A 19,602-nucleotide genomic window follows, 5' to 3' on the forward strand; every position below is an offset into this window, starting at 1 on the left:
AAGCCCCAGCCCATGCAGCCCCTGGATACCGCCATCGTCGTCCTCTTCCTTCTCGGCAACACCCTCTTCGGACTCTGGCAGGGGAGGAGCAACAAAAGCACCGGAGACTACTTCCTCGGCAGCCACCGCCTCCCCTGGGTGGTGGCCATGCTCTCGATCGTGGCGACCGAAACCTCCGTGCTGACCTTCGTCAGCGTGCCGGGCCTGGCCTACCGCGGCGACTGGTCGTTCCTGCAGCTGCCGCTCGGCTACATCGCCGGCAGGGTGCTCGTCAGCTCGATTCTCCTGCCGATGTACTTCAAGGACGGAGTCACCTCCATCTACGAAAGCATCGGGTCGCGCTACGGCCGCCCCATGCAGCGGCTCGCCTCCGTGGTCTTCCTCGTTACCCGCATCCTCGGCGACGGCGTGCGCTTCCTGGCCACCGCGGTGGTGGTGCAGGTGGTGACCGGCTGGAGCATGCCGCTCTCGGTCCTCCTGATCGGCGCCGTCACGCTCGTCTACACCATCTCGGGAGGGCTGAAGGCGGTGGCCTGGCTCGACAGCTTCCAGTTCGCCCTCTACCTGCTCGGAGGGCTCGTCACCATCACCTACGCCGGATCGCACATCCAGGGAGGCATTCCGGCCGCCATCGAGTCGCTCTCGGCGGCGGGCAAGCTGCGGGTGCTGAACCTCGACGCCAACCTCCTGCTCGACCCGATGGCCTTCGCCGGCGCCTTCATCGGCGGCATGTTCCTCTCGCTGGCCTCGCACGGGGTCGACTACATGATGGTGCAGCGGGTGCTGGCCTGCGGGAACCTCGCTTCGGCGCGCAAGGCGCTCATCGGCAGCGGCCTCTTCGTCTTCCTGCAGTTCGCAGTCTTCCTGCTGGCCGGCTCTCTCCTCTTCGTCCTCTCGGGCGGCGCGCCGAGGGTGCAGGACCGCGAGTTCGCCACGTTCATCGTCGAGAACCTCCCCTCGGGACTCAAGGGGCTGCTGCTGGCCGGCATCCTCTCGGCCGCCATGTCGACCATCGCCTCCTCCATCAACTCCCTGGCCTCGTCGACCGTCACCGACCTGCTCGGAGGCGGCGCCTCGCTGCGCCTCTCGCGCATCATCAGCCTCGGCTGGGCCGGCGTGCTCATCGCCATCGCGCTCGGCTTCAACGAAAGCGACAAGGCCATCATCATGGTCGGGCTCAAGATCGCCTCCTACACCTACGGCGGCCTGCTCGGGCTCTTCCTCCTCACGGCCGGACGCCGCCGGTTCCGTCCCACGAGCCTCGGTGCCGGGCTGCTGGCATCCATGGGCACCGTCTTCGTCCTCGATGCGGCGGGACTCGCCTGGACCTGGTACATCCTGCTCTCGGCCGCCGTCAACATGCTCGTCGTCCATGCCGCCGACAGCTTACGAGGCGGGAGCCCTCCCGAAGCGAAGGGTGCCGGAGGCGACTAACCCCTTTGGAAGCTTTCTTATGAGCGGGGGGATTGCTACATTTGTGAATCAGAATCCCCACACCCTGCCGGCATGGAACACGCACACGAGGACCTCAGAAGGGAGAACGAACGGCTGCGCCGTGAGCTCGAGCAGCTGCAAGAGAACGCATGCTGCAACGGAGACGCCTGCCGGTCGCTCGAAATGGCCGTCGAGGCCAGCCGGTCCGGCACCTGGGACTGGAACGTCGCCACGGGGGAACTGAGGGTCGACAGCCGCTGGGCGGAAATGCTCGGCTACACGCTCGAAGAGCTCGAACCGGTCACGCTCGACACCTTCCGCCTGCGCTGCCATCCCGACGACCTCGAACACTCCGACATGCTCGCCAGGGAACACTTCGAGCACAACACGCCCTTCTACGAACTCGAGCTGCGCATGCGCCACAAGGAAGGCCGGTGGGTATGGGTCGTGGCGCGCGGCAAGGTGTTCGAACGCGATGCGAGCGGCAATCCGGTGCGCATGGTCGGCTCCCACCACGACATCAGCGAGCGGAAGGACGCCGAGGCCACCCTCACGCGCAGCCTCGCCTTCGAGCGGCTCATCACCTCGCTCTCGAACCGCTTCATCAGCCTCGGCTACGAGGAGATCGACGGCATGGTGATGAACACCCTGCACCTCATCGGAGAGTTCGTCGGCGCCGACCGCAGCTACATCTTCCAGTTCAGCGACGACCTCAAGCTCATGGACAACACCCATGAGTGGTGCGCCGAGGGAACGGACCCGCAGATCGACGCCCTCAAGGGGTTGCCGACCGACATCTTCCCCTGGTGGATGGAGCGCATCAACCGGAACGAATCCATCCTCCTTCCCCGCATCGACGAGCTCCCGCCGGAGGCCTCGGCGGAACGGGACATCCTCGAAGAACAGGACATCAAGTCGCTCATCGTCATCCCGCTGGCATCGGGCACGATCCCGTTCGGCTACATCGGCTTCGACGCCGTCCACAAGGAGATGGAGTGGAAGGCGGACACCGTCTCCATCCTGAAGTTCGCCGGCGGCATCATCGCCAACGCCCTGCAGCGCCAGCGTGCCGAGCAGTGCATCCAGGCCGAACTGGAACTGGCGCTGACGCTCAACGCCAGCATCTCGTTCCGGGAGACCCTCGCCGCCTGCCTCCATGCCGCCATGAGGGTCTCGGGCATGGACTGCGGCGGCATCTACCTCGTCGACAAGGACGAAGAGCGGATCAGGCTCGCCTACCATGAAGGGCTGCCGGAAACGTTCGTCAGCGAAGCCTCCAGCTACCCCTTCGACTCGGAAAACGCCCGCATCATCCGGGCGGGCCGACCGATCTACGACAACTTCGGCAGGCTCCTGAAAAGCGAAAACCGAGCGGTCGAAACAGAAAACCTCCAGGCCATCGCCATCATCCCCATCCTCCACAAAAACGAGGTGATCGGCAACCTCAACGTGGCTTCGCACACACTCGGCCAGGTGCCCGAGTTCTCGCGCAAGGCGCTCGAGACCGTCACCGCACACATCGGCGCTGCCATCATGCAGGCCCGGCACGAAGAGGAGATCGCCGCGACGAAGACCAACTTCGAGCTCCTCTTCGACACCATTGAAGACTTCCTCTTCATCGTCGATATGGAGGGCATGGTCATCCACACCAACGAAACCGTCCGCCGCCGGCTCGGCTACTCCGGCCCGGAGCTCGAGGGCCGCCATGTCCTCTTCTTCCACCCCGAGAAGCAGAGGGCGACGGCGGAGGCCAACATCAAAGCGATGCTCGAGGGAACCGGGGACGCCTGCCTCGTTCCGCTCGAGGCCAAAAACGGCGAGCTCATCCCGGTGGAGACCCGGGTGACGCCCGGCACCTGGAACAACCGCCCCGTGCTCTTCGGCACCAGCCGCGACGTGACCGAACGGATGAAGGCCGAAAGGATCCTGATGGAGAGCGAACGGCGGTTCCGTGAGCTGACGGAGTTCCTGCCGCTGCCGCTCTTCGAAGTCGATGCCGAAGGCATGGTGACCTACAGCAACGAAAAAGCGACGGAACTGTTCGGCTACACGAAGGAGGAGTTCGCCGACAACTTCCCCGTCGCCCGCTTCACCGTGCCCGAAGAGCGCCCCATGGCGCTTGAGAACATGCGCCGGATGCTTGGGGGAACAAGGCCGGCCAGCAGCGCCGAATACACCGCCACGAGGAAGGACGGCAGCCGCATCCCGATGCTGCTCTACAGTTCGCCCATCATCGAAAGCGGCACGATCAGGGGCATCCGCGGCACCGCGCTCGACCTTACCGACCTGAAGAAGGCCGAGGAGGCGCTGCGCAACATCGCCATCCAGGAGCGTCTGGTCAGCGAGTTCCGGACCCTCATCGACAACATCCCCGGCGCCGTCTACCGGGTCAACCGCGAAGGCACGACCACCATCCTCTCGATGGTCGAGGAGTTCCTGCGGGACTTCAGCAAGGAGCAATTCGAGCGGGAGCTCTTCAGCGAACCCTCCATCATCCATCCCGACGACCTTGAAGCGGTCCTGCGCTCGAACCGCACCATCGGGGACTCCGCCGTTTCCGAGACCATCACCTACCGGATCGTCGCCCCCGACGGCTCGGCACGCTGGATCGAGGACCGCCGCACCCCTGCATACGCCGGCGAGGGAGAGTTCCAGGGCATCGACGGCATCCTCTTCGACATCACCGAACGGGTGCGCACCCAGGAGGACAAGCTCGAGCTCGAGTCGCGGCTGCGCAACAGCCAGCGGCTCGAAACCATCGGCACGCTTGCCGGCGGCATCGCCCACGACTTCAACAACATCCTCACGCCGGTGCTCGGATACGCCGAAATGGGCGCGCTCGACGTCCCGAAAGAGGACCGCCTGCACGACTACTTCACCGAGATCGTCCGGGCCGCCGAACGGGCCAAAACCCTCGTGGCGCAGATCCTGACCTTCAGCCGGGCCCAGGAAAGCGAGCCGCAGGCCGTCAACGTGCAGTCGATCGTCACCGAAGCCCTCAAGCTTCTCCGCCCCTCCATTCCGGCAACCATCACCATCAAGCGCCACCTCGACGAGGCATGCGGCAACGTCCTGGCGGACCCCTCGCAGATCCACCAGGTCATCGTCAACCTCTGCACCAACGCCTTCCAGGCGATGGAGGAGTCGGGAGGGGTCCTCTCGCTCGAGCTCACCCGGATCGAAGCCGGAAGCGGAGCGCTGAAGATGTTCCCCCACCTGGAGGAGTCCGACTGTCTCCACCTCTCCATCGCCGACACCGGACCGGGCATGGACAAGGCCACGATGGAACGCATCTTCGAGCCGTTCTTCACGACCAAATCCGTCAACAGGGGCACCGGGCTCGGCCTCTCGGTCGTCCACGGCATCATCACCAGCTACAACGGAGAGATCAGCGTCGAGAGCGTGCCGGCAAAAGGCTCCACGTTCCACGTCTACCTGCCCCTCATCAACGAGGAGATCCCCGAAAAGCCCAAGGAGATCATGCTGCCGAAAGGGGTCGGCCACATCCTCTTCGTCGACGACGAGGCGGCGACCAACCAGCTGATGCAGGAGCTGATCCCGAAACTGGGCTTCAGCATCTCCTGCTTCCGCTCGCCCCTCGAAGCCCTCGAGGCATACCGGTGCGGCCCCGGAGGGTTCGACATCCTCATCACCGACCTCACCATGCCGGAGATGACCGGCATCGAGCTGGCGCGCAGCATCCATGCCCTCACCCCCGCCTTCCCGGTCATCCTCATGACCGGCTACGGAAAGGACATCGAGCTCACCACGCCGATCAGCCACTACGGCATCACGAAGTTCCTGAAGAAACCGGTTCCGCAGAGCGAACTGGCCGCAGCAATCAACGAAGTCATCTCAGCCACCAAGCCCCCGCCAGCATGAACATCCTCATCATCGACGACGATGCCGCCGTCAGAAAATTCATCTCGATGACCCTCACGCGAGAGAATCATACGGTCCATGAAGCCGACAACGGCAGGACCGGCCTGCAGGCACTTGCCGAGCATCCGGAGATCGAGCTCATGATCACCGACCTCATCATGCCGGAAAAAGAGGGCATAGAGACGATCATGGAGGCACGCAAGAGCTACCCGGCCCTGAAGATCGTCGCCATCTCGGGAGGAGGAAAGGTCGGACCGGAAAACTACCTGGTCCTTGCCGACGCCCTCGGCGCCAACGTCACGCTCAAAAAGCCCTTCAGCGCCCAGGAACTGCTCCTGAGCCTGAAGTTCATGGACTAGGGGGCGGGTGGGGCCGTTTGGCGGTTGCCGGCATTTTTTCGATATTGACTCTAAAGGCGAGCCTCGTCCCGGGCTTGCCGCACCATAAACCAATCCAGAAGGAAACCCGCAGAGATGAACGTAAACGGAGCATTCGTACAGGGAGCTGAAGCCTACGGAAGGTTTCTCGAAGTGTTCATCGACGGTCACTGGTGGGTCGTCGGCGACGCCCTCGAGAACATCGGCAAGACCACCAAGCGGCTCGGCGCCAACGCCTACCCGCACCTTTACGGCGGCAGCGGAGCGGGCCTGAGGGGTTCATCCCCCGATGCGTCGGGCTACGCGCGCCCCGACAAGGACGTCGTGAGCCGCTTCAACGACTGAAGCCAGACCCCGGCCCCGGAGGCCGAACGGGCGCAAAAAAAAACGGGACCCCAGAGAGGTCCCGTTGCTGTTTTCAGGCGGGCCCGACGCTCTTCACGACAGCCCGTCGTAGCAGTAGGCGAGGCTCTCCTGCGGCTCCTCCTCCTCCTTCAGGCTCACCACCTCGAAGGTGCGGTTGCGGGCTTTCGGGTTCCAGAGCGAGAGCACGAGGAGCTCGGCGACGTCCGAACGGCAGGTCCAGCCCGACCACATATGATCTCCCTGTCCGACCACCAGCCGGTGCCGGAGCGGCTCACCCTCCTTCAGCCCGCCGGGGCGGACGATGGTGTAGCTGCGCCCATCGCGGGAGAAGAGCGCGCGCAGGTGCTCCTCTGCGGCAAACTTCATCGAGAGCACGCCGCCGAAGAGGTTGAGCGGGTGGTACCAGCGGGTGACGGCCAGTGAGCTGACGAGCCCGAAATGCCGCACGCCGGCCGCCGCCGCGGCGTCGGCGAGCCGGATGACGCCGTCGCGGTCCACTTCAGAAGGCGAGGAGTCGCCGAAGAGCGCGCTGGAACCGACGGCGCAGATCACCGCCCCGCAGCCCCCGGCCGCCTTCTCGAGGGAGCGGCGGTCCTGCAGCGATCCCACCGCGATCTCCACCCCCTCCCCGAAATCCCCGGCCCGTTCGCGGGAGCGCACGAGCGCCCTGACCGGCACGCCGTAATGGCGAAGTCGGCTGACCACCCACTTTCCGGTGCGTCCGCTCGCGCCTGCCACGAGCACCACATCCCTGTACTGACTGCTTCCTTCCATTGTGTTTCCTGCGTTTTGGGGTTACCTACCGGATACCCTACCCTGAACCCTGAACGTGCCGGCAAAAGTTTCTCCCGACGCCGGGAATTCATTACTTTTCCTTCATACCCCCACCAACGAGACCCGTCCGCCATGAAGCACCGACCGACCGGAGCAGCAATCGCCCTCCTCCTCTTCATCCTCATCGCCCCCTCCGGCGCCCGCGCCTTCGACCGGGAGGCGCTCGCAACCCTCCGCGGCGGCACGGCCGGCTGGAACGCCATGCGCACCCGGGACGGCGGCACGCCCGTCGACCTCTACAAGGCCGACCTGGAGGATGCCGATCTCAAGGGGGCGGATCTGCGGCGCACGGTCCTCGTCCGTTCGGAACTCGGCGGTGCGAACCTGAACGGGGCCGACCTGCGCGAGGCGAACCTCCAGATGGCCTTCATCGGCAAGGCCGACCTGAAGGGAGCGGACCTCAGCCGCGCCTGGCTCGTGAAAGCCAACCTGAAAAGCTCGTTCATGAACGGGGCCCGGTTCAGGGAGGCCAACCTCGCCGGCGCGAACCTGCGCTGGACGTCGCTCCGACAGGCCGACCTGTCGGGCGCCAACCTCCAGAACACGGTGCTCTTCGAAGCGAACCTCTCGGGCGCTGACCTTTCGGGGGCGAACCTCGGGGGGGCGACCTTCCTGCCGAACGCCAACCTCGACGGCGCCACCTTCACCGCATCGACCATCCTCCCCTCCGGCCAGAACGCGGATGCGGGCTGGTGCACGCGCCACCGCGCACGGTTCCTGAAAGGGGCTCCGCCGAGCACCCGCTCCTGGCCGGAAAAGCCCGCGGTCGAGCATGTCGCGCCTGCGGTCCCGAAACCCGGAGCGGCGACGAAGGGGGGCGGTATGCCGGCCGTCGCGGCGGCACAGCAGCAGGAGGTGCTCTTCGAAGACGTCGAGGCATGGAACCGGATGCGCCGACAGCACCCGGAAATGAAGGTGGAGCTGAAGAAGGAGAAGCTCGAGAGCAGTTCGCTCGAAGGCGCCGATTTGCGGGAGGCCGACATGGCGGAGAGCAGCCTCAGCGGAACGACGCTCGACAACGCCGACATGCGCAATGCGAACCTCAGGGGCGCAGAGCTCAGGAAAGCGGACATGAAGGGCGCACGGCTCCAGGGAGCGAACCTCGAGGGCGCCAACCTCGACCGGGCGTTCCTGAAGGATGCCGATCTTTCGGGGGCGAGCCTCAGGGGAACCATGCTCTACGGCGCCACGCTCGCCGGCACGGACCTCGCAGGGGCGGACCTCACGGGAGCGTCGCTTTTCGACGCCGACCTCACGGGCTCGGACCTCAGGGGCGCCAACCTCGAGGGGGCCAATGTCATGGACGCGGACTTCACCGATGCCCTGGTATCAGAAACGACCATCCTCCCGTCTGGCCGGAAGGCGACGAGGGGCTGGGCCTCCATGAACCGCGCGCGTTTCACCACGAACAAATAACCAGCCGGAGGAAGCCGCATGGCAAACATCCTGGTCGCAAGCTACTACAGCAGGTGGGATATCAAGAACCATACGGGGCGCATCGCCCTGTACGACTCGAGCAGCCAGCTGATCGAAAACCACGCGTTCAGCGATCCCGGAGAGTTCCAGGTCGTCGTCAGCATGCTGCGCAATGAAAAGCCGCTGTGGTATGAAACCGAAGCGCATCACCTCCGGGCCGGGCACGAACCGGCGGGCGAGGCCGAGGACTGAGGTCCCCTTACTTCATGTCCTCGAGCACGGGGAAGCGCTTCCGGTGCATGAGATGGTCGATGAGGCCCGTTTTCGAGATGTTCGGGTCGTCGGCCTTGAGATGGTGGGTCTTGCCGGTGCGGGTGACCACATCGACGGTGCCGTCCTCGTTGATTGCAGTGACGGTCCAGAACTTGTCGACCACGTAATGGTACTCCTCCCCCCGGGCGAGCGGATAGACCTGGCGCGCCCGGGGACCGGGGCTGAATGAGCTTTTCGGCTTGTGGTAGACAATGGTGTCACCAACCCTGAGACGGATCATCTCGACCTCCTTTCCGGCATCTTCGGCCGGAAGTTTGATACATATTGTGTTGAATAAACCAGTATGTTAACAAAAATCGGATCCACAACAAAACACTCCTTTTTCCCGAATCGGGAACCGTACGCCCCGGACGGGCGGGAAACGCGGCGTGAAAAGAGAAAACGGTAGGCGCTCAGCTGCTCTTGCGCAGGATCATCGCGTACTCCTGCATGTCCGACATCGGGCGGTTCTTCACGTAGAGGCTCCACTCCACATCCATGTACTCTCCTCCACCGGTCAGGAACTTGGAGTTGAAGTTGAGGATCCCCTCCTCCGGGCGCTCTTCGTGCAGCGCGCTTTCGACGCCGGGATAGTCCTCCGGATGGATGAGGCTGTCGAGACGGGCTTCGTAGAGCGCGTTTTTCTCGTATGCCAGGAAACGCTCGATCGAACCGGTCAATTCCACGATGCGCGCAGAGTGGTCAAGCACCGCATAGGCCTCGATCACCGGCGTATAGGCCCCGCCGTAGCGGCCCATGTGGATGCGGACCTGGCGGAGCAGCGATTCGAGGTCCATCCGGTAGCGCGAGAGCACCAGCGCGTTGCCGAGCGGGTCGGCCGACATTGCCGTGGAGTGCCCGCTGAGCAGCCATTCGATGTCCGCGCCATCCTGGCGCAGCCGGTCGAGCATCTTCTTGCCGGGCTGGCAGCGCCCCTTCAGGTAGGGGGTCATCTGCGCGGGATACTTGATGTCGGCAGCCTTGCAGAAGGCGTTGATCGAACCGTGCTTCTGGAGGATGTACTCGCGCAGGCGCTGGCTGAAACCTCGCTGCATGGAGACGTTATGAGGGGTGATGGAGGAGTTCATGGCGTAACCCTGGTATACCTGGACTTCTGCCGGCTTGCGGACCGCGGCGGAACACTATACTGACTATATCCAATATAGAAATAATTGCGATTTTATGCACAAGAGTGCATGCCGCCGGCCGGAAGCCGGGCTATATCTGGACCTGTACGCCGATCTCGATGACCTGTCCGGAGGGAAGGTCGTAGTAGGCCGTGGCGCTGAGCGCATTGCGGGCCATGAGCGCGAAGAGCTTCTTGCGTGAAGGGAACATCTTCGTCTTCTCGCCGGCGACGATCTTTTCGCGGCTGAGGAAGAAGCTGATGCCCTCGGGCTTGAAGTTCAGCCCCAGGTGGTTGGCCAGCGCCAGCACCTGGCTGATGTTGGGGTACTCGAGGAATCCGTAGCGGGCGATGACGCGCGTGAAGCCGTCGCCGAGACGGTCGACCTCGACCTTGCGGCTGTTCGGCACCCTCGGCACCCGCTCCGTGCTGAAGTGGAAGATGGCCACCTCGGAGTGCAGCACCTTGTTGTGGCGGAGGTTGTGCAGGAGCGCGATCGGCACCACGTCGGGGTTGGCGGTGAGGTAGACCACCTGCCCCTGCACCCGCTGCGGCTGCTGCAGGGCGAGGCTCTGCATGAACTCGTCGACGGTGAGGGTGCGGTCCTTGAGCTGGCGGAGCAGGAGCCTGCGGCCCTGCTTCCAGGTGTTCATGAGGGTGAACATGACGAGGCCGACGGCAAGCGGGAACCATGCGCCGTGGAAGAGCTTGCTCATGCTGGCGCCGAAAAAGGAGAGGTCGATCACGGCAAAGAGCACCACCAGCGTCCAGGTCAGCGGCCGGCTCCACTGCCAGAGGTCGCGGGCCACGAAGAAAAAGAGGATGGTCGAGATCAGCATGGTGGTCGTCATGCTGGCACCGTAGGCTGCGGCCAGCCTGCTTGAGGAGCCGAACCCGAGCACGAGGCCGATGGTCGCGGCCATGAGCGCCCAGTTGGCGGCCGGCACATAGATCTGGCCGAAGTGGCTGGCGGAAGTATGGGTCACCGTCAGGCGCGGCAGATAGCCGAGCTGGATGGCCTGCTGGGTGATGGAATACACTCCGGTGATCAGCGCCTGCGAGGCGATGACGGTAGCCACGGTGGCCAGCAGCACCATCGGAATCATCGCCCAGGAGGGAACGAGCGCATAGAAGGGGTGGCTTGCGGCCTCGGGCGAAGCGATGAGGAAGGCGCCCTGGCCGAAATAGTTCAGGAGCAGCGCCGGCAGGACGAAGAGCACCCAGGTGAGGCGGATCGGGCGGCGCCCGAAATGGCCCATGTCGGCGTAGAGCGCCTCGGCGCCCGTGACGGCGAGGAAGACGGCGCCGAGCACCAGGAAGCCGTGCAGCTTGTTGCTGATGAGGAAGTTGATTCCGTGCCAGGGCATCACAGCCTGGAGGATCTGGGGGTATTTGATGATCTCGATGATCCCGAGCGTGCCGAGGCAGAAGAACCAGAGCAGGATGATCGGCCCGAACAGCGCTCCGAGCCGCGCCGTTCCGTTATGCTGGAAAAGGAACAGCCCGGCAAGGATGCCGACCGTCGCGGGAATGACCATGTCGGAAAACGCCGGGGCGATGATCTGCAGACCCTCCGTAGCGCTGAGCACCGAGATGGCAGGCGTGATCATCGCCTCGCCGAGCAGCACGGAGGAACCGAAGAGACCTATGGATACGAGGGCCCAGCGGTTCCGCTTCTTTTCAATGCACTGGCCGATGATGAGGGCGGTGAGCGCAAGGATGCCTCCCTCCCCCTCGTTGTCGGCCCGCATGATGAAGGTCAGGTACTTGAGGCTCACGATCAGAATCAGCGCCCAGAACAGGAGCGAGAGGACCCCGAGGATGTTGGCGGTGTTGACCGCGATGCCGTACTCGCCGTGGAAACACTCCCTGATGGCGTAGAGCGGGCTGGTGCCGATATCTCCGAACACCACGCCGAGTGCGGCAAGCGCAAGCCCCGCGAATTTCTTGAGTCCCTGCTGGCCGGCCGGAACGGCGCCGGCGCCATGCAGTTCCGGCTCGCCTGTCTTGGATGGAATGCTCATTCGTGAAGGGGAAGGTGGAGGGTCGCCTCCGCTGAGGCCCGGGGGCCGCATAATCGGAAACGGTCGGGAAGCGACTGCCGGCTCCGGGCCGGCGTAGAGATGCGGATGCCCGTCACGGGGAGATGGCGCAGGGCCGGATTGCCGGCGGCGCCAAATATCGGGGCAACAATAACGGGTCTTGCTGTCTGCATACGGAATCGTTCAATGCGATGCACCTCTGTGCAGGTGGCAATATAGGCAATAGTTGCCAAACCAAACAATGCGAAGCGGGAACTCCGCGAGGCGGAACCCCCCGCAACAACGAATACTATTCACAATAAAAGAATCGGAACGCGCCATTTCGGCCGGAATGCTTTCAAAAACAAAGAGGAAAACAAAAGCAAGCGGCATAGGCCGAACCCGGAAAACCCCCATAGAAACAGCCACCACAGCCTACAACCATGGGAGCGGAGGGCCGGATTTGCACAACTGCGGGGCGCAGCCGTATATTAACGGACGAACCCGCATGAATATCAAGCCGATTTTTATTCATACGGAGGGCCTCCCGGCACATGCGCGGCAGGCTGAACGCGAACCAAACCCAACACCTCATGGGCATCAGGAAACACGCCCTCCCCCTTCTCGTCCTTCTGGCGGCAGGCACCTTCACCTCCTGCCAGAGCTCGCTCCAACTGTCCGACAGGGCCCCTCGCACCGACGCCGGAACGGCACCCGAATGCGAAGCGGTTGCCGAGCACACCGCCGTCGACAGCAGCTGCGGCCTCTTCCTCGTGACCGAAGGAATCGCTTCATACTATGCCGGACGCTTCCACGGCCGCATGACGGCCAACGGCGAGATCTTCGACATGAACGCCCTGACGGCCGCGCACCGCACCCTGCCCTTCGGCACCTGGGTGCGGGTGACCAACATGGAAAACGGCAGAGAGGTGGTGGTGCGCATCAACGATCGCGGCCCGTACATCGACGGGCGGATCATCGACCTGTCGCGGGAGGCTGCCCGCGAGATCGGCCTCATCAGGCCGGGAACGGGAGAGGTGAAGCTCGAGGCGTTCGAATCGAACCCGGAAGAGGCCGTCAGCGGCTGAGAGGCACCAGCGGAAAAGGAGGCCGCCGCACCGCAGGCGACGGCCGATTATGTCGTACATTGAGGAGTAAGGACAGCAGCATCGCCTCAACCAGGCCCGCCCCCATGGCAGCAATGAGACCGATCAAAAGACTCGCCGCCGCGGCGCTTCTCGTCGCGGCAACCCCTTCAGCCCCCGCCGCACAGGAAAGCACGCCCGACACTGCGGCGGTCGCCGGCATGCACGCCGCTCCCTCGTTCGTCGACGAAGGCAGGGCCTCCTATTACGCGCTCCGCTTCAGTGGGCGCAGGACAGCCAGCGGAGAAAAGCACGACCGGGACAGCCTGACGGCGGCGCACCGCACGCTCCCCTTCGGCACCAGCGTACGGGTCACGAACCTCTCGAACGGCAGGGAGGTGGTCGTGCGCATCAACGACCGGGGACCGTTCAGGAAAGGAAGGATCATCGACGTCTCGCCGGCCGCGGCCAGGAAGATCGGCATCATCAGGAGCGGAACGGCGAGGGTCCGCATCGAAACCATCGACTGAACGGCTACTCCGGCCGTTTCTCCATCACCCTCTTGTAGTATGAGGCGCTGGTATAAAGCGCCGCGGCGGGATTGTGGCCGAGCACCCGGTCCTTGACGATGAGCGTCGTGGCGGGCGCCTCCGAGTGTTTGCAGAAAAGCGCGTCGTGGCCGACGCAGAGGCCGACGACCACGTTCAGGTCGGACTTCCAGTCGTTCAGCAGCCGGGCCTGCAGGATCGGGTTGCAGGCCCCCTCGAACTGCCCGGGCTTCAGCTTCAGCTCCTCGGGGATGCCCACCTCCGCCTTGTCGAGGGAGCCGGCCTTGCAGAGCGCCGCCCGGTACTCGAATCCGTTCGCCTTCAGGATCCTGCCGAAAAGCCGGGTCTCGCCGATGAGACCCACGCAGGTGGCGATGCCGACCCTGCGGGCGCCGATCCTCCGTGCGAATTCGATGATTTCCTCGACCCGGGTGAGCTTGCCGTAGAACAGCCCCTCGACCTCGGCCGCCGCCCGGGACACCCTGGCGTCCATCGACTCCCCTCCGTATTCGGCGGCAACGCGCCGGAGCGCCTCGTCGTCCAGCGCCTCGCCGGGGCAGAAGGGAGGAAACTCGCCTTCACGGCGGTAGCAGTTGAGGGTGCCGCACTCGAAGCAACCGGGCTCGTGGGCCGGACCTTCGCTCTTCTCTGTAGCCATAATCCATCACGGAGAAACGCGCCCGAAGGACGCCATTGGTTAAAGACAGGCATCAGCCATTAGTCTCAATAAAGCATAATAATTCGACATGGCACCCTGCAGCCCTCCGGTAGCCCCCCCTCTTCGAACAACGGCACCGACATGCCACCGTAAGCGTCAATACCAATCCATCATGAATCGCACCATACCAGAGACCGAGCCATGTTGAGACTGATTTCCACATGGAATGCAGACGGACACTGCTTCGTACGATGGAGGTATCCGAGCATGGTGAGGCTCCAGCAGCTCAAGCCGAGACTCCAGGGCGAACTCCGGCAACGGCTCTCGAACTCCTGCATGCATGTGAAGGGTTACGGAGGGGCGAAACGGTGTGTCGGCATCGCCCTCAAATACGGCTACACCCATGTAAACCAGTTCACCACAGCCTTCCGCAAACAGTTCGGCTACACGCCCGGCAGCATTCGCCAGTAACGGATCAATCATCCTCCGACCCGGGATGCCGAAAGATTGTGGCGTCAGCTATTTTCAGCAATGGAACAACATCCCGTATCAAGCGCAAGGCATACAGCACAAAGCCCGGCGGCTCAGGCGGGTCTTTAGAGCACTGCACGTGCACACTCAATGACGAGGCGCCGCCTGTTCGAAATCGCCGGAACCGGCACCCACGATGAACAAAATGGGCCGCGTCACCGTTAAAAGCTACATTGACGGGAGAGCAATGTGTCAACAGTCACCCCCAAACCCCAGCCCCTCATGAGCCTTTTCATCCTCCTCGGCCTCGCCCTTTTCCTCCTCGCCATGGCCAACCCCACAAACAACCCCGCCGTCCGAAGAATGGCAGGCGTCCTCAGGATCGCAGGAGTCGTGGTCGTTCTCATCGGCATCTTCTCTTCAGCCGTCAGGATCGTGGAGCCCGGCAAGGTGGGCGTGAAAAACCTCTTCGGCAAGGTCCAGGCCGCCACACTGAAAAGCGGCCTGAACATCATCAATCCGCTGGCCAAAGTCGAGCTGTTCGACATCACGACCCAGAGTTACACCATGTCCGACTCGGAACAGGAGCGCTCGCAGCTCAGCGACGGCCCGATCAGGGTGCTGAGCGCCGACGGCCTCGAGGTCACCATCGACATGACCGCGCTCTACCGGATCAACCCTGAACAGGCCCCCGCCATCCGCCGCGAGATCGGGCCGGGCTACACCTACATCGACAAGATCGTCCGCCCGACCGCCCGGACCAGGATCCGCGACAACGCCGTGATGTACAACGCCATCGACCTCTACTCGAAAAAACGCGACGAGTTCCAGGCGAACATCTTCGAGAGCATCAGCAAGGATTTCGAAAAGCGAGGCATCATCCTCGAAAACCTGCTGGTGCGCAACGTCTCCCTGCCCGAATCGGTGAAACTGGCCATCGAAGCCAAGATCAACGCCGAACAGGAGGCCCAGAAGATGCAGTTCGTCCTGCAGAAGGAGACCCAGGAGGCCGAGCGCAAGCGCGTGGAGGCCAAGGGCATCTCCGACTACCAGCGCACCATCTCGGAATCGCTGAACGAAAAGCTCCTCAAATACGAGGAGATCAAGGTGCTGCAGAACCTCGTGAAGACCGAGAACTCGAAAGTCATCATCCTCGGTGAGAGCAAGAACGCCTCCATGCTCATCGGCGACAAGTAACGCCGCAACGCCCCGACGATGCGGATCAGGAACCTCACGCCCTGATCCGCATGGCCGGACCGTGCCTTCCCGCCAGACATCCCCCCCCCGAAAGCGCCACGCCGCCACAGTTCCCCGAAGGGAGAGCGCACCGGTTTCCGTCGCGATATGAACGATCATCCGTGCAGTCCCGAAACCTCATTCCCGGATCAGCAGGGACAATATGCCACAGGCCGGCCTCCGGCTGTTCGTCAATCAGGACCGCACGCTAAAGGGAACCCAAACGGAGAAATACCAAGAAAACAGCGCGACGGGAGATTCATGCAATCCCGGAACTACGCGTCTGATCCGGCTAGAAGCGCGGCCGTATGGCCCGCTCAACAAGCAACAGCTGCAAATCGCGCCGGCCGTCAAGAACGCAGTGGACGAATACGTCTCCCTCGACGAGGCGATAGATGATTCGATAGGGCTTGCAGTGGATTTCACGGAACTCACCGATGCCGATACGCTCCAGCTCCGGAGGAAGGTGCCCCCGATCCGGAAACGCCGAAAGCGAAAGGCATGATGTCCTCAACTCGTCAATCAGCCGATCGGCCCTGCCGACGGAATCGACATGGGCAACATACCGCCAGATAGCGAGAATATCCTCTTCCGCATCAACAGCCATATGCACCCGGCTCTTCATACGGGCCTCTTTTCGTCAATGCGCTTCCGGATCAAGTCGAACGACTCTTCAACGGGACGGAAATTCCCACGGGCAATACTTTCCGTCGACTGCGCAAGAATCTTGAGCAGCGCCAGGCTTTCCTGGGTCTGTTCATACGTACGAACATCCTGCAGTACAGCCCGCGCCTCACCATGATGGGTTATGATCATGGTTTCCCCGCTGGAACAAACTTCCCTGATAAGCTCTGAAGCATGGGCTTTGAGATAGCTTATCGGCTTGATCGAGTCACTGTATTTCATTGTTGTCTCCCGAGTTTTGACCACAAGTCAGGCTGAATTATAGTCATCTTTACAAGAAAGGCAAACTGGCTATAAAAGCATCCGATCTGTTGCACGAGGCACTACCATACTGACCCAGGTCGGGAATGTCACTTTTTTTGCCCGTGACCTATTTTATAAGGAAGGAGTTGCGTGGGCAGAAAAAGTGACATACCAATGGAAAGCCGGATCAGTTCCCATAACTCGAGCACCAGACAGTCTTGAGACTGATTTCCACATGGAATGCAGACGGACACTCCTTCGTGAGATGGAGTTATTCGAGCATGGTGAGGCTCCGGCAGCTCAAGCCGAGACTCCAGGGCGAACTCAAAGAGACCCTCTCTCGATCCTGCATGCATGTGAAAGGACACGGAGGGGCGAAACGGTGTGTCGGCATCGCCCATCACATGAGCCGCCGGTACCCGTTCATTGCCAGGTTCGACATCCGCCACTACTACGAGAGCATCGACCACGAGGCACTGCTGGATCTTCTGAAGAGAAACGGAGCCGGAGAAGAGAGCATTGCTGTCGTGGAGGAGTACCTGAAGCTTCCGGACATGAGCGCCAGCGGAAAGGGGATGATCGCCGGAGGGGTGATCTATCCGTTGCTCGGCGCTCTCTACCTCTTACCACTCGATACGGCCATGAAGCAGCGGGAGAAGGGCGGAGGGATCATCTACCGCCGCTACATGGACGACTTCTTCATCTTCGCCGATACGAGGTGGAAACTGAGGAAAGCGATCAAGGAGATGTATCGGGTACTCGGCGAGCTCAAGCTTACCGTCCATACCAACCAAAAACGGTTCATCGGCAGAACCAAAGGAGGGTTCGACTTCCTCGGCTACAGGGTCTCAGCCACTGAAGGCCTGCAACCATCCACGGAAAGCATCAGGCGCAGGAACATGCATATCCGCCGGCTTCATGAGCAAGGAGCCGGTAAAGACCGGCTCCGGCAGTATGTCATCAGGTGGCGGCTCTGGCTGTGTGGAGGGGTTGGGGAACTGATGGGGGAGAAAAGACAACGCCCAGAAGGAGATCTCCTGGGCGCTGTTGACTGAACATAGTATAAAAAACGCATCGAACATGATCTAACATTATTAGCATTAGCGAACCTCTAAACAATGTCTAACGCGAGGTAGGGCGTCCCGCCTGCACTATTTAACCTGGGGAGTCGCATTTATGATATCGATTCCTGTTTTGTTGTCATTGGTTGGGAGTGGTGCGCTGAACTTGATTTGCATGTTGGAAACAGTGTGGCAGTCAGTACCTGAGGGTAGCTTGAGCCGGAGCTTCCTAGTTGATTCAACATTCGCAGCTGCAAGGACAGGAAGTGGTTCGTTATCGATGTAGACGTCAACATCACCTTTGGGGTCCTCAATAAAGTAGTCTCCTCCTGTGAGGTCCAGATCTACCCAATTCGAGAATGCGGCGATGACTTCGAACGTGGCGTTCGCAGTAACCAATGTTACTTCAGCGGGATGAACTACAGTGGAATGAGGGGACCGTGCTAAGAACTCCATCGGAATCGTCGCCGGCTCCGTCATTACATCATGGAGGTAGTGTTGATATGTCTCGCTACGTACTTGCTTTAATCTGTCTGCGAGGTTGTATGAAGGGACATGAGAATTTGTGGGTCCAATTAACTGCATGAATGCAAGCGTCACACCCTTCTCATCAGCCAGCTCTGCATGGCCCCGGCTGTACCAAGAACTCAACTTCACCGGCCCGCTTGCTGCCCCGATGCTGTACCTGTCCTCACTCACGCCGTTCTTCCATTCCGCATCGAGCCTGAGGGCCTTCACCGGCTCCCAGGTAACAACAAGATCGGTGTAGAGATCAGTGTTCTTCTCCTTCTGTGCATCAGCAAGGGGGAAATCGAGTTCCTCATAACCGACGGAACCTTTTGCAACGAGGTTGCTGAGGAGTGCTACCTGCGTATCGGCCGACACACCAAAGAGGCGGCCTTCGCTGAGCTGATACTCGTCTCCGGACTCGTCGCTGGCACGTGAACCCCAGGCACTCATGCCGAGAGAGTGCAGCCCCAGAGCTGAGTCACCTTCAGGAACGATGTACTCACCGGCGGCGACCCAGCTGAACTGCTTCAGGTCCTGGGAGTGGACGCCGTCAGAGAAGGTGTAGTCCTGCTTGCCCCACATGTATCCACCGGAAAGCTTCAGGCGGAACCCGTCGAGCGGAGTCTGCCAGACGGTGTTGAGGACCATGTCGCGCTTGTAGGAATCATGGTCACCAAGGAGACCGACGGCAAAATTGTCCGTCACCATGGTAGCCATACCGAGATGATAGCGGATCCGGTCTTCGCCCCATGCAGGGTTGTAGTACCCGAGGCCGAGCTCGGCAGACAGCCACGACTCGTCGCCACGGTAGCTGATGCTGCTGGACTCAGAACCGACGCTGCCGTTCACCGTGCCGTCAGCAGTAGCGAAGGACGCGGAAGGAAGCGAAGGGTTTTCAGAAGGATTCTCTGCCGAAGAAGCAAGCAGGGCTTCGTTCTTGATGGAAGTTGCATATGCCCCGCTGGCAAAGACGTCGGCGGCGGAATCAGTAGTGATGGCAACGAGTGGTTTGGGACCAAGACTCGAGACCAGCGCCATGCCGATCAGGATATGTCGGAAATTCTTTTTCATGATAATTGTTTCAGGCGGCTCTATGGTTGCGTTGTGATGGTTGTGACCTTTCCCCCTAAGGGGGCTCAGGAAGTGCGGTAGATACAAAATCAGACCAAAAACCAACGAACCACTTCGCAAATGCGTACAAGTTTCCGTTTTGCGTATACTCTTTTTTTTCGACAGCAAAAAGAGAGCGGCAGGGCGTGGGCAGGGAGAGGGCGGAAAAATCAGCGGGATTGTGAGCGGCAAACAGTGTAGGGGTTACTCCGAAACGAAGCCCTCTGC

The 19,602-nt window shown here is 61.8% G+C and carries 20 protein-coding genes; 11 read left to right on the forward strand and 9 right to left on the reverse strand.

From position 1 onward, the window contains the following. Positions 1–12 precede the first annotated feature (12 nt). The 4 genes from E0L29_RS04080 to E0L29_RS04095 all read left to right on the forward strand — a co-directional run bounded on the left by E0L29_RS04080 (position 13) and on the right by E0L29_RS04095 (position 6,038). A complete protein-coding gene (locus E0L29_RS04080) occupies positions 13–1,434 on the forward strand; it encodes a sodium:solute symporter (RefSeq protein WP_131355082.1) in 1,422 nt (473 codons plus the stop codon). Between the two features lie 72 nt (positions 1,435–1,506). Beyond that, complete coding sequence (locus tag E0L29_RS04085; RefSeq protein WP_131355086.1) at positions 1,507–5,316, forward strand: PAS domain S-box protein; 3,810 nt, start codon at positions 1,507–1,509, stop codon at positions 5,314–5,316. Beyond that, a complete protein-coding gene (locus E0L29_RS04090; RefSeq protein WP_131355089.1) occupies positions 5,313–5,675 on the forward strand; it encodes a response regulator in 363 nt (120 codons plus the stop codon). The genes E0L29_RS04085 and E0L29_RS04090 overlap by 4 nt, the downstream gene beginning before the upstream one ends. Before the next feature lie 114 nt (positions 5,676–5,789). Further along, a complete protein-coding gene (locus tag E0L29_RS04095) occupies positions 5,790–6,038 on the forward strand; it encodes a bacteriochlorophyll c-binding family protein (protein ID WP_131355092.1) in 249 nt (82 codons plus the stop codon). A 93-nt stretch (positions 6,039–6,131) separates the two neighbouring features. Here E0L29_RS04095 and E0L29_RS04100 read toward each other — a convergent pair whose 3' ends face one another. Continuing rightward, positions 6,132–6,833, reverse strand: coding sequence for an SDR family oxidoreductase (locus E0L29_RS04100; protein WP_131355095.1), 702 nt, complete (start codon positions 6,831–6,833; stop codon positions 6,132–6,134). A 132-nt stretch (positions 6,834–6,965) separates the two neighbouring features. Here E0L29_RS04100 and E0L29_RS04105 point away from each other — a divergent pair, with 132 nt between their 5' ends. Together E0L29_RS04105 and E0L29_RS04110 are read left to right on the forward strand one after the other, a co-directional pair. Continuing rightward, the gene (locus E0L29_RS04105; RefSeq protein WP_131355098.1) at positions 6,966–8,309 is read left to right on the forward strand and encodes a pentapeptide repeat-containing protein; all 1,344 of its coding nucleotides are present in this window, start codon (positions 6,966–6,968) and stop codon (positions 8,307–8,309) included. Positions 8,310–8,327: 18 nt separating this feature from the next. Further along, positions 8,328–8,561, forward strand: a complete 234-nt coding sequence (locus E0L29_RS04110) for a hypothetical protein (RefSeq protein ID WP_131355101.1) — start codon at positions 8,328–8,330, stop codon at positions 8,559–8,561. Positions 8,562–8,568: 7 nt separating this feature from the next. On the opposite strand, the gene E0L29_RS04115 is transcribed toward E0L29_RS04110, so the two are convergent. From E0L29_RS04115 to E0L29_RS11515, 4 genes are all read right to left on the reverse strand, one after another. Next, the gene (locus E0L29_RS04115; RefSeq protein ID WP_131355104.1) at positions 8,569–8,862 is read right to left on the reverse strand and encodes a hypothetical protein; all 294 of its coding nucleotides are present in this window, start codon (positions 8,860–8,862) and stop codon (positions 8,569–8,571) included. 172 nt (positions 8,863–9,034) lie between these two features. Then, entirely contained in the window at positions 9,035–9,709 is a 675-nt protein-coding gene (locus tag E0L29_RS04120) for a PAS domain-containing protein (RefSeq protein WP_131355106.1), read from the reverse strand. Positions 9,710–9,839: 130 nt separating this feature from the next. Beyond that, the gene (locus tag E0L29_RS04125) at positions 9,840–11,771 is read right to left on the reverse strand and encodes a potassium transporter Kup (protein WP_131355109.1); all 1,932 of its coding nucleotides are present in this window, start codon (positions 11,769–11,771) and stop codon (positions 9,840–9,842) included. After that, entirely contained in the window at positions 11,768–11,962 is a 195-nt protein-coding gene (locus E0L29_RS11515) for a hypothetical protein (RefSeq protein WP_165498821.1), read from the reverse strand. Before E0L29_RS11515 ends, E0L29_RS04125 begins: the two co-directional genes overlap by 4 nt. A gap of 399 nt (positions 11,963–12,361) precedes the next feature. Between E0L29_RS11515 and E0L29_RS04130 the strand changes: the two genes are divergently transcribed. Both E0L29_RS04130 and E0L29_RS04135 read left to right on the forward strand, forming a co-directional pair. Then, positions 12,362–12,856, forward strand: a complete 495-nt coding sequence (locus E0L29_RS04130) for a septal ring lytic transglycosylase RlpA family protein (RefSeq protein ID WP_131355112.1) — start codon at positions 12,362–12,364, stop codon at positions 12,854–12,856. A 113-nt stretch (positions 12,857–12,969) separates the two neighbouring features. Further along, entirely contained in the window at positions 12,970–13,383 is a 414-nt protein-coding gene (locus E0L29_RS04135) for a septal ring lytic transglycosylase RlpA family protein (RefSeq protein ID WP_131355775.1), read from the forward strand. 4 nt (positions 13,384–13,387) lie between these two features. Here E0L29_RS04135 and E0L29_RS04140 read toward each other — a convergent pair whose 3' ends face one another. Continuing rightward, the gene (locus tag E0L29_RS04140; RefSeq protein WP_131355115.1) at positions 13,388–14,059 is read right to left on the reverse strand and encodes a DUF1847 domain-containing protein; all 672 of its coding nucleotides are present in this window, start codon (positions 14,057–14,059) and stop codon (positions 13,388–13,390) included. A 201-nt stretch (positions 14,060–14,260) separates the two neighbouring features. On the opposite strand from E0L29_RS04140, the gene E0L29_RS04145 reads away from it, so the two are divergent. Continuing rightward, positions 14,261–14,530: an AraC family transcriptional regulator gene (locus tag E0L29_RS04145; RefSeq protein WP_131355118.1), complete on the forward strand. Its 270-nt coding sequence runs from the start codon at positions 14,261–14,263 to the stop codon at positions 14,528–14,530. A 282-nt stretch (positions 14,531–14,812) separates the two neighbouring features. Further along, positions 14,813–15,727 (forward strand): prohibitin family protein, encoded by a 915-nt coding sequence (locus E0L29_RS04150; protein WP_131355121.1) that lies wholly within the window; start codon positions 14,813–14,815, stop codon positions 15,725–15,727. A gap of 331 nt (positions 15,728–16,058) precedes the next feature. Here E0L29_RS04150 and E0L29_RS04155 read toward each other — a convergent pair whose 3' ends face one another. Together E0L29_RS04155 and E0L29_RS04160 are read right to left on the reverse strand one after the other, a co-directional pair. Continuing rightward, positions 16,059–16,373, reverse strand: a complete 315-nt coding sequence (locus E0L29_RS04155; protein ID WP_242664277.1) for a type II toxin-antitoxin system RelE/ParE family toxin — start codon at positions 16,371–16,373, stop codon at positions 16,059–16,061. A 14-nt stretch (positions 16,374–16,387) separates the two neighbouring features. Beyond that, positions 16,388–16,672, reverse strand: coding sequence for a type II toxin-antitoxin system Phd/YefM family antitoxin (locus tag E0L29_RS04160; protein WP_131355127.1), 285 nt, complete (start codon positions 16,670–16,672; stop codon positions 16,388–16,390). A gap of 281 nt (positions 16,673–16,953) precedes the next feature. Here E0L29_RS04160 and E0L29_RS04165 point away from each other — a divergent pair, with 281 nt between their 5' ends. After that, positions 16,954–17,748, forward strand: a complete 795-nt coding sequence (locus tag E0L29_RS04165; RefSeq protein WP_131355130.1) for an RNA-directed DNA polymerase — start codon at positions 16,954–16,956, stop codon at positions 17,746–17,748. A gap of 96 nt (positions 17,749–17,844) precedes the next feature. On the opposite strand, the gene E0L29_RS04170 is transcribed toward E0L29_RS04165, so the two are convergent. Further along, on the reverse strand, positions 17,845–19,335 hold the full coding sequence (locus E0L29_RS04170; RefSeq protein WP_131355132.1) for a hypothetical protein: 1,491 nt from the start codon (positions 19,333–19,335) through the stop codon (positions 17,845–17,847). Positions 19,336–19,602 lie beyond the last annotated feature (267 nt).

The sequence above is a fragment of the Chlorobium sp. N1 genome, assembly GCF_004332115.1.
Classification (GTDB): Bacteria; Bacteroidota; Chlorobiia; order Chlorobiales; family Chlorobiaceae; genus Chlorobium.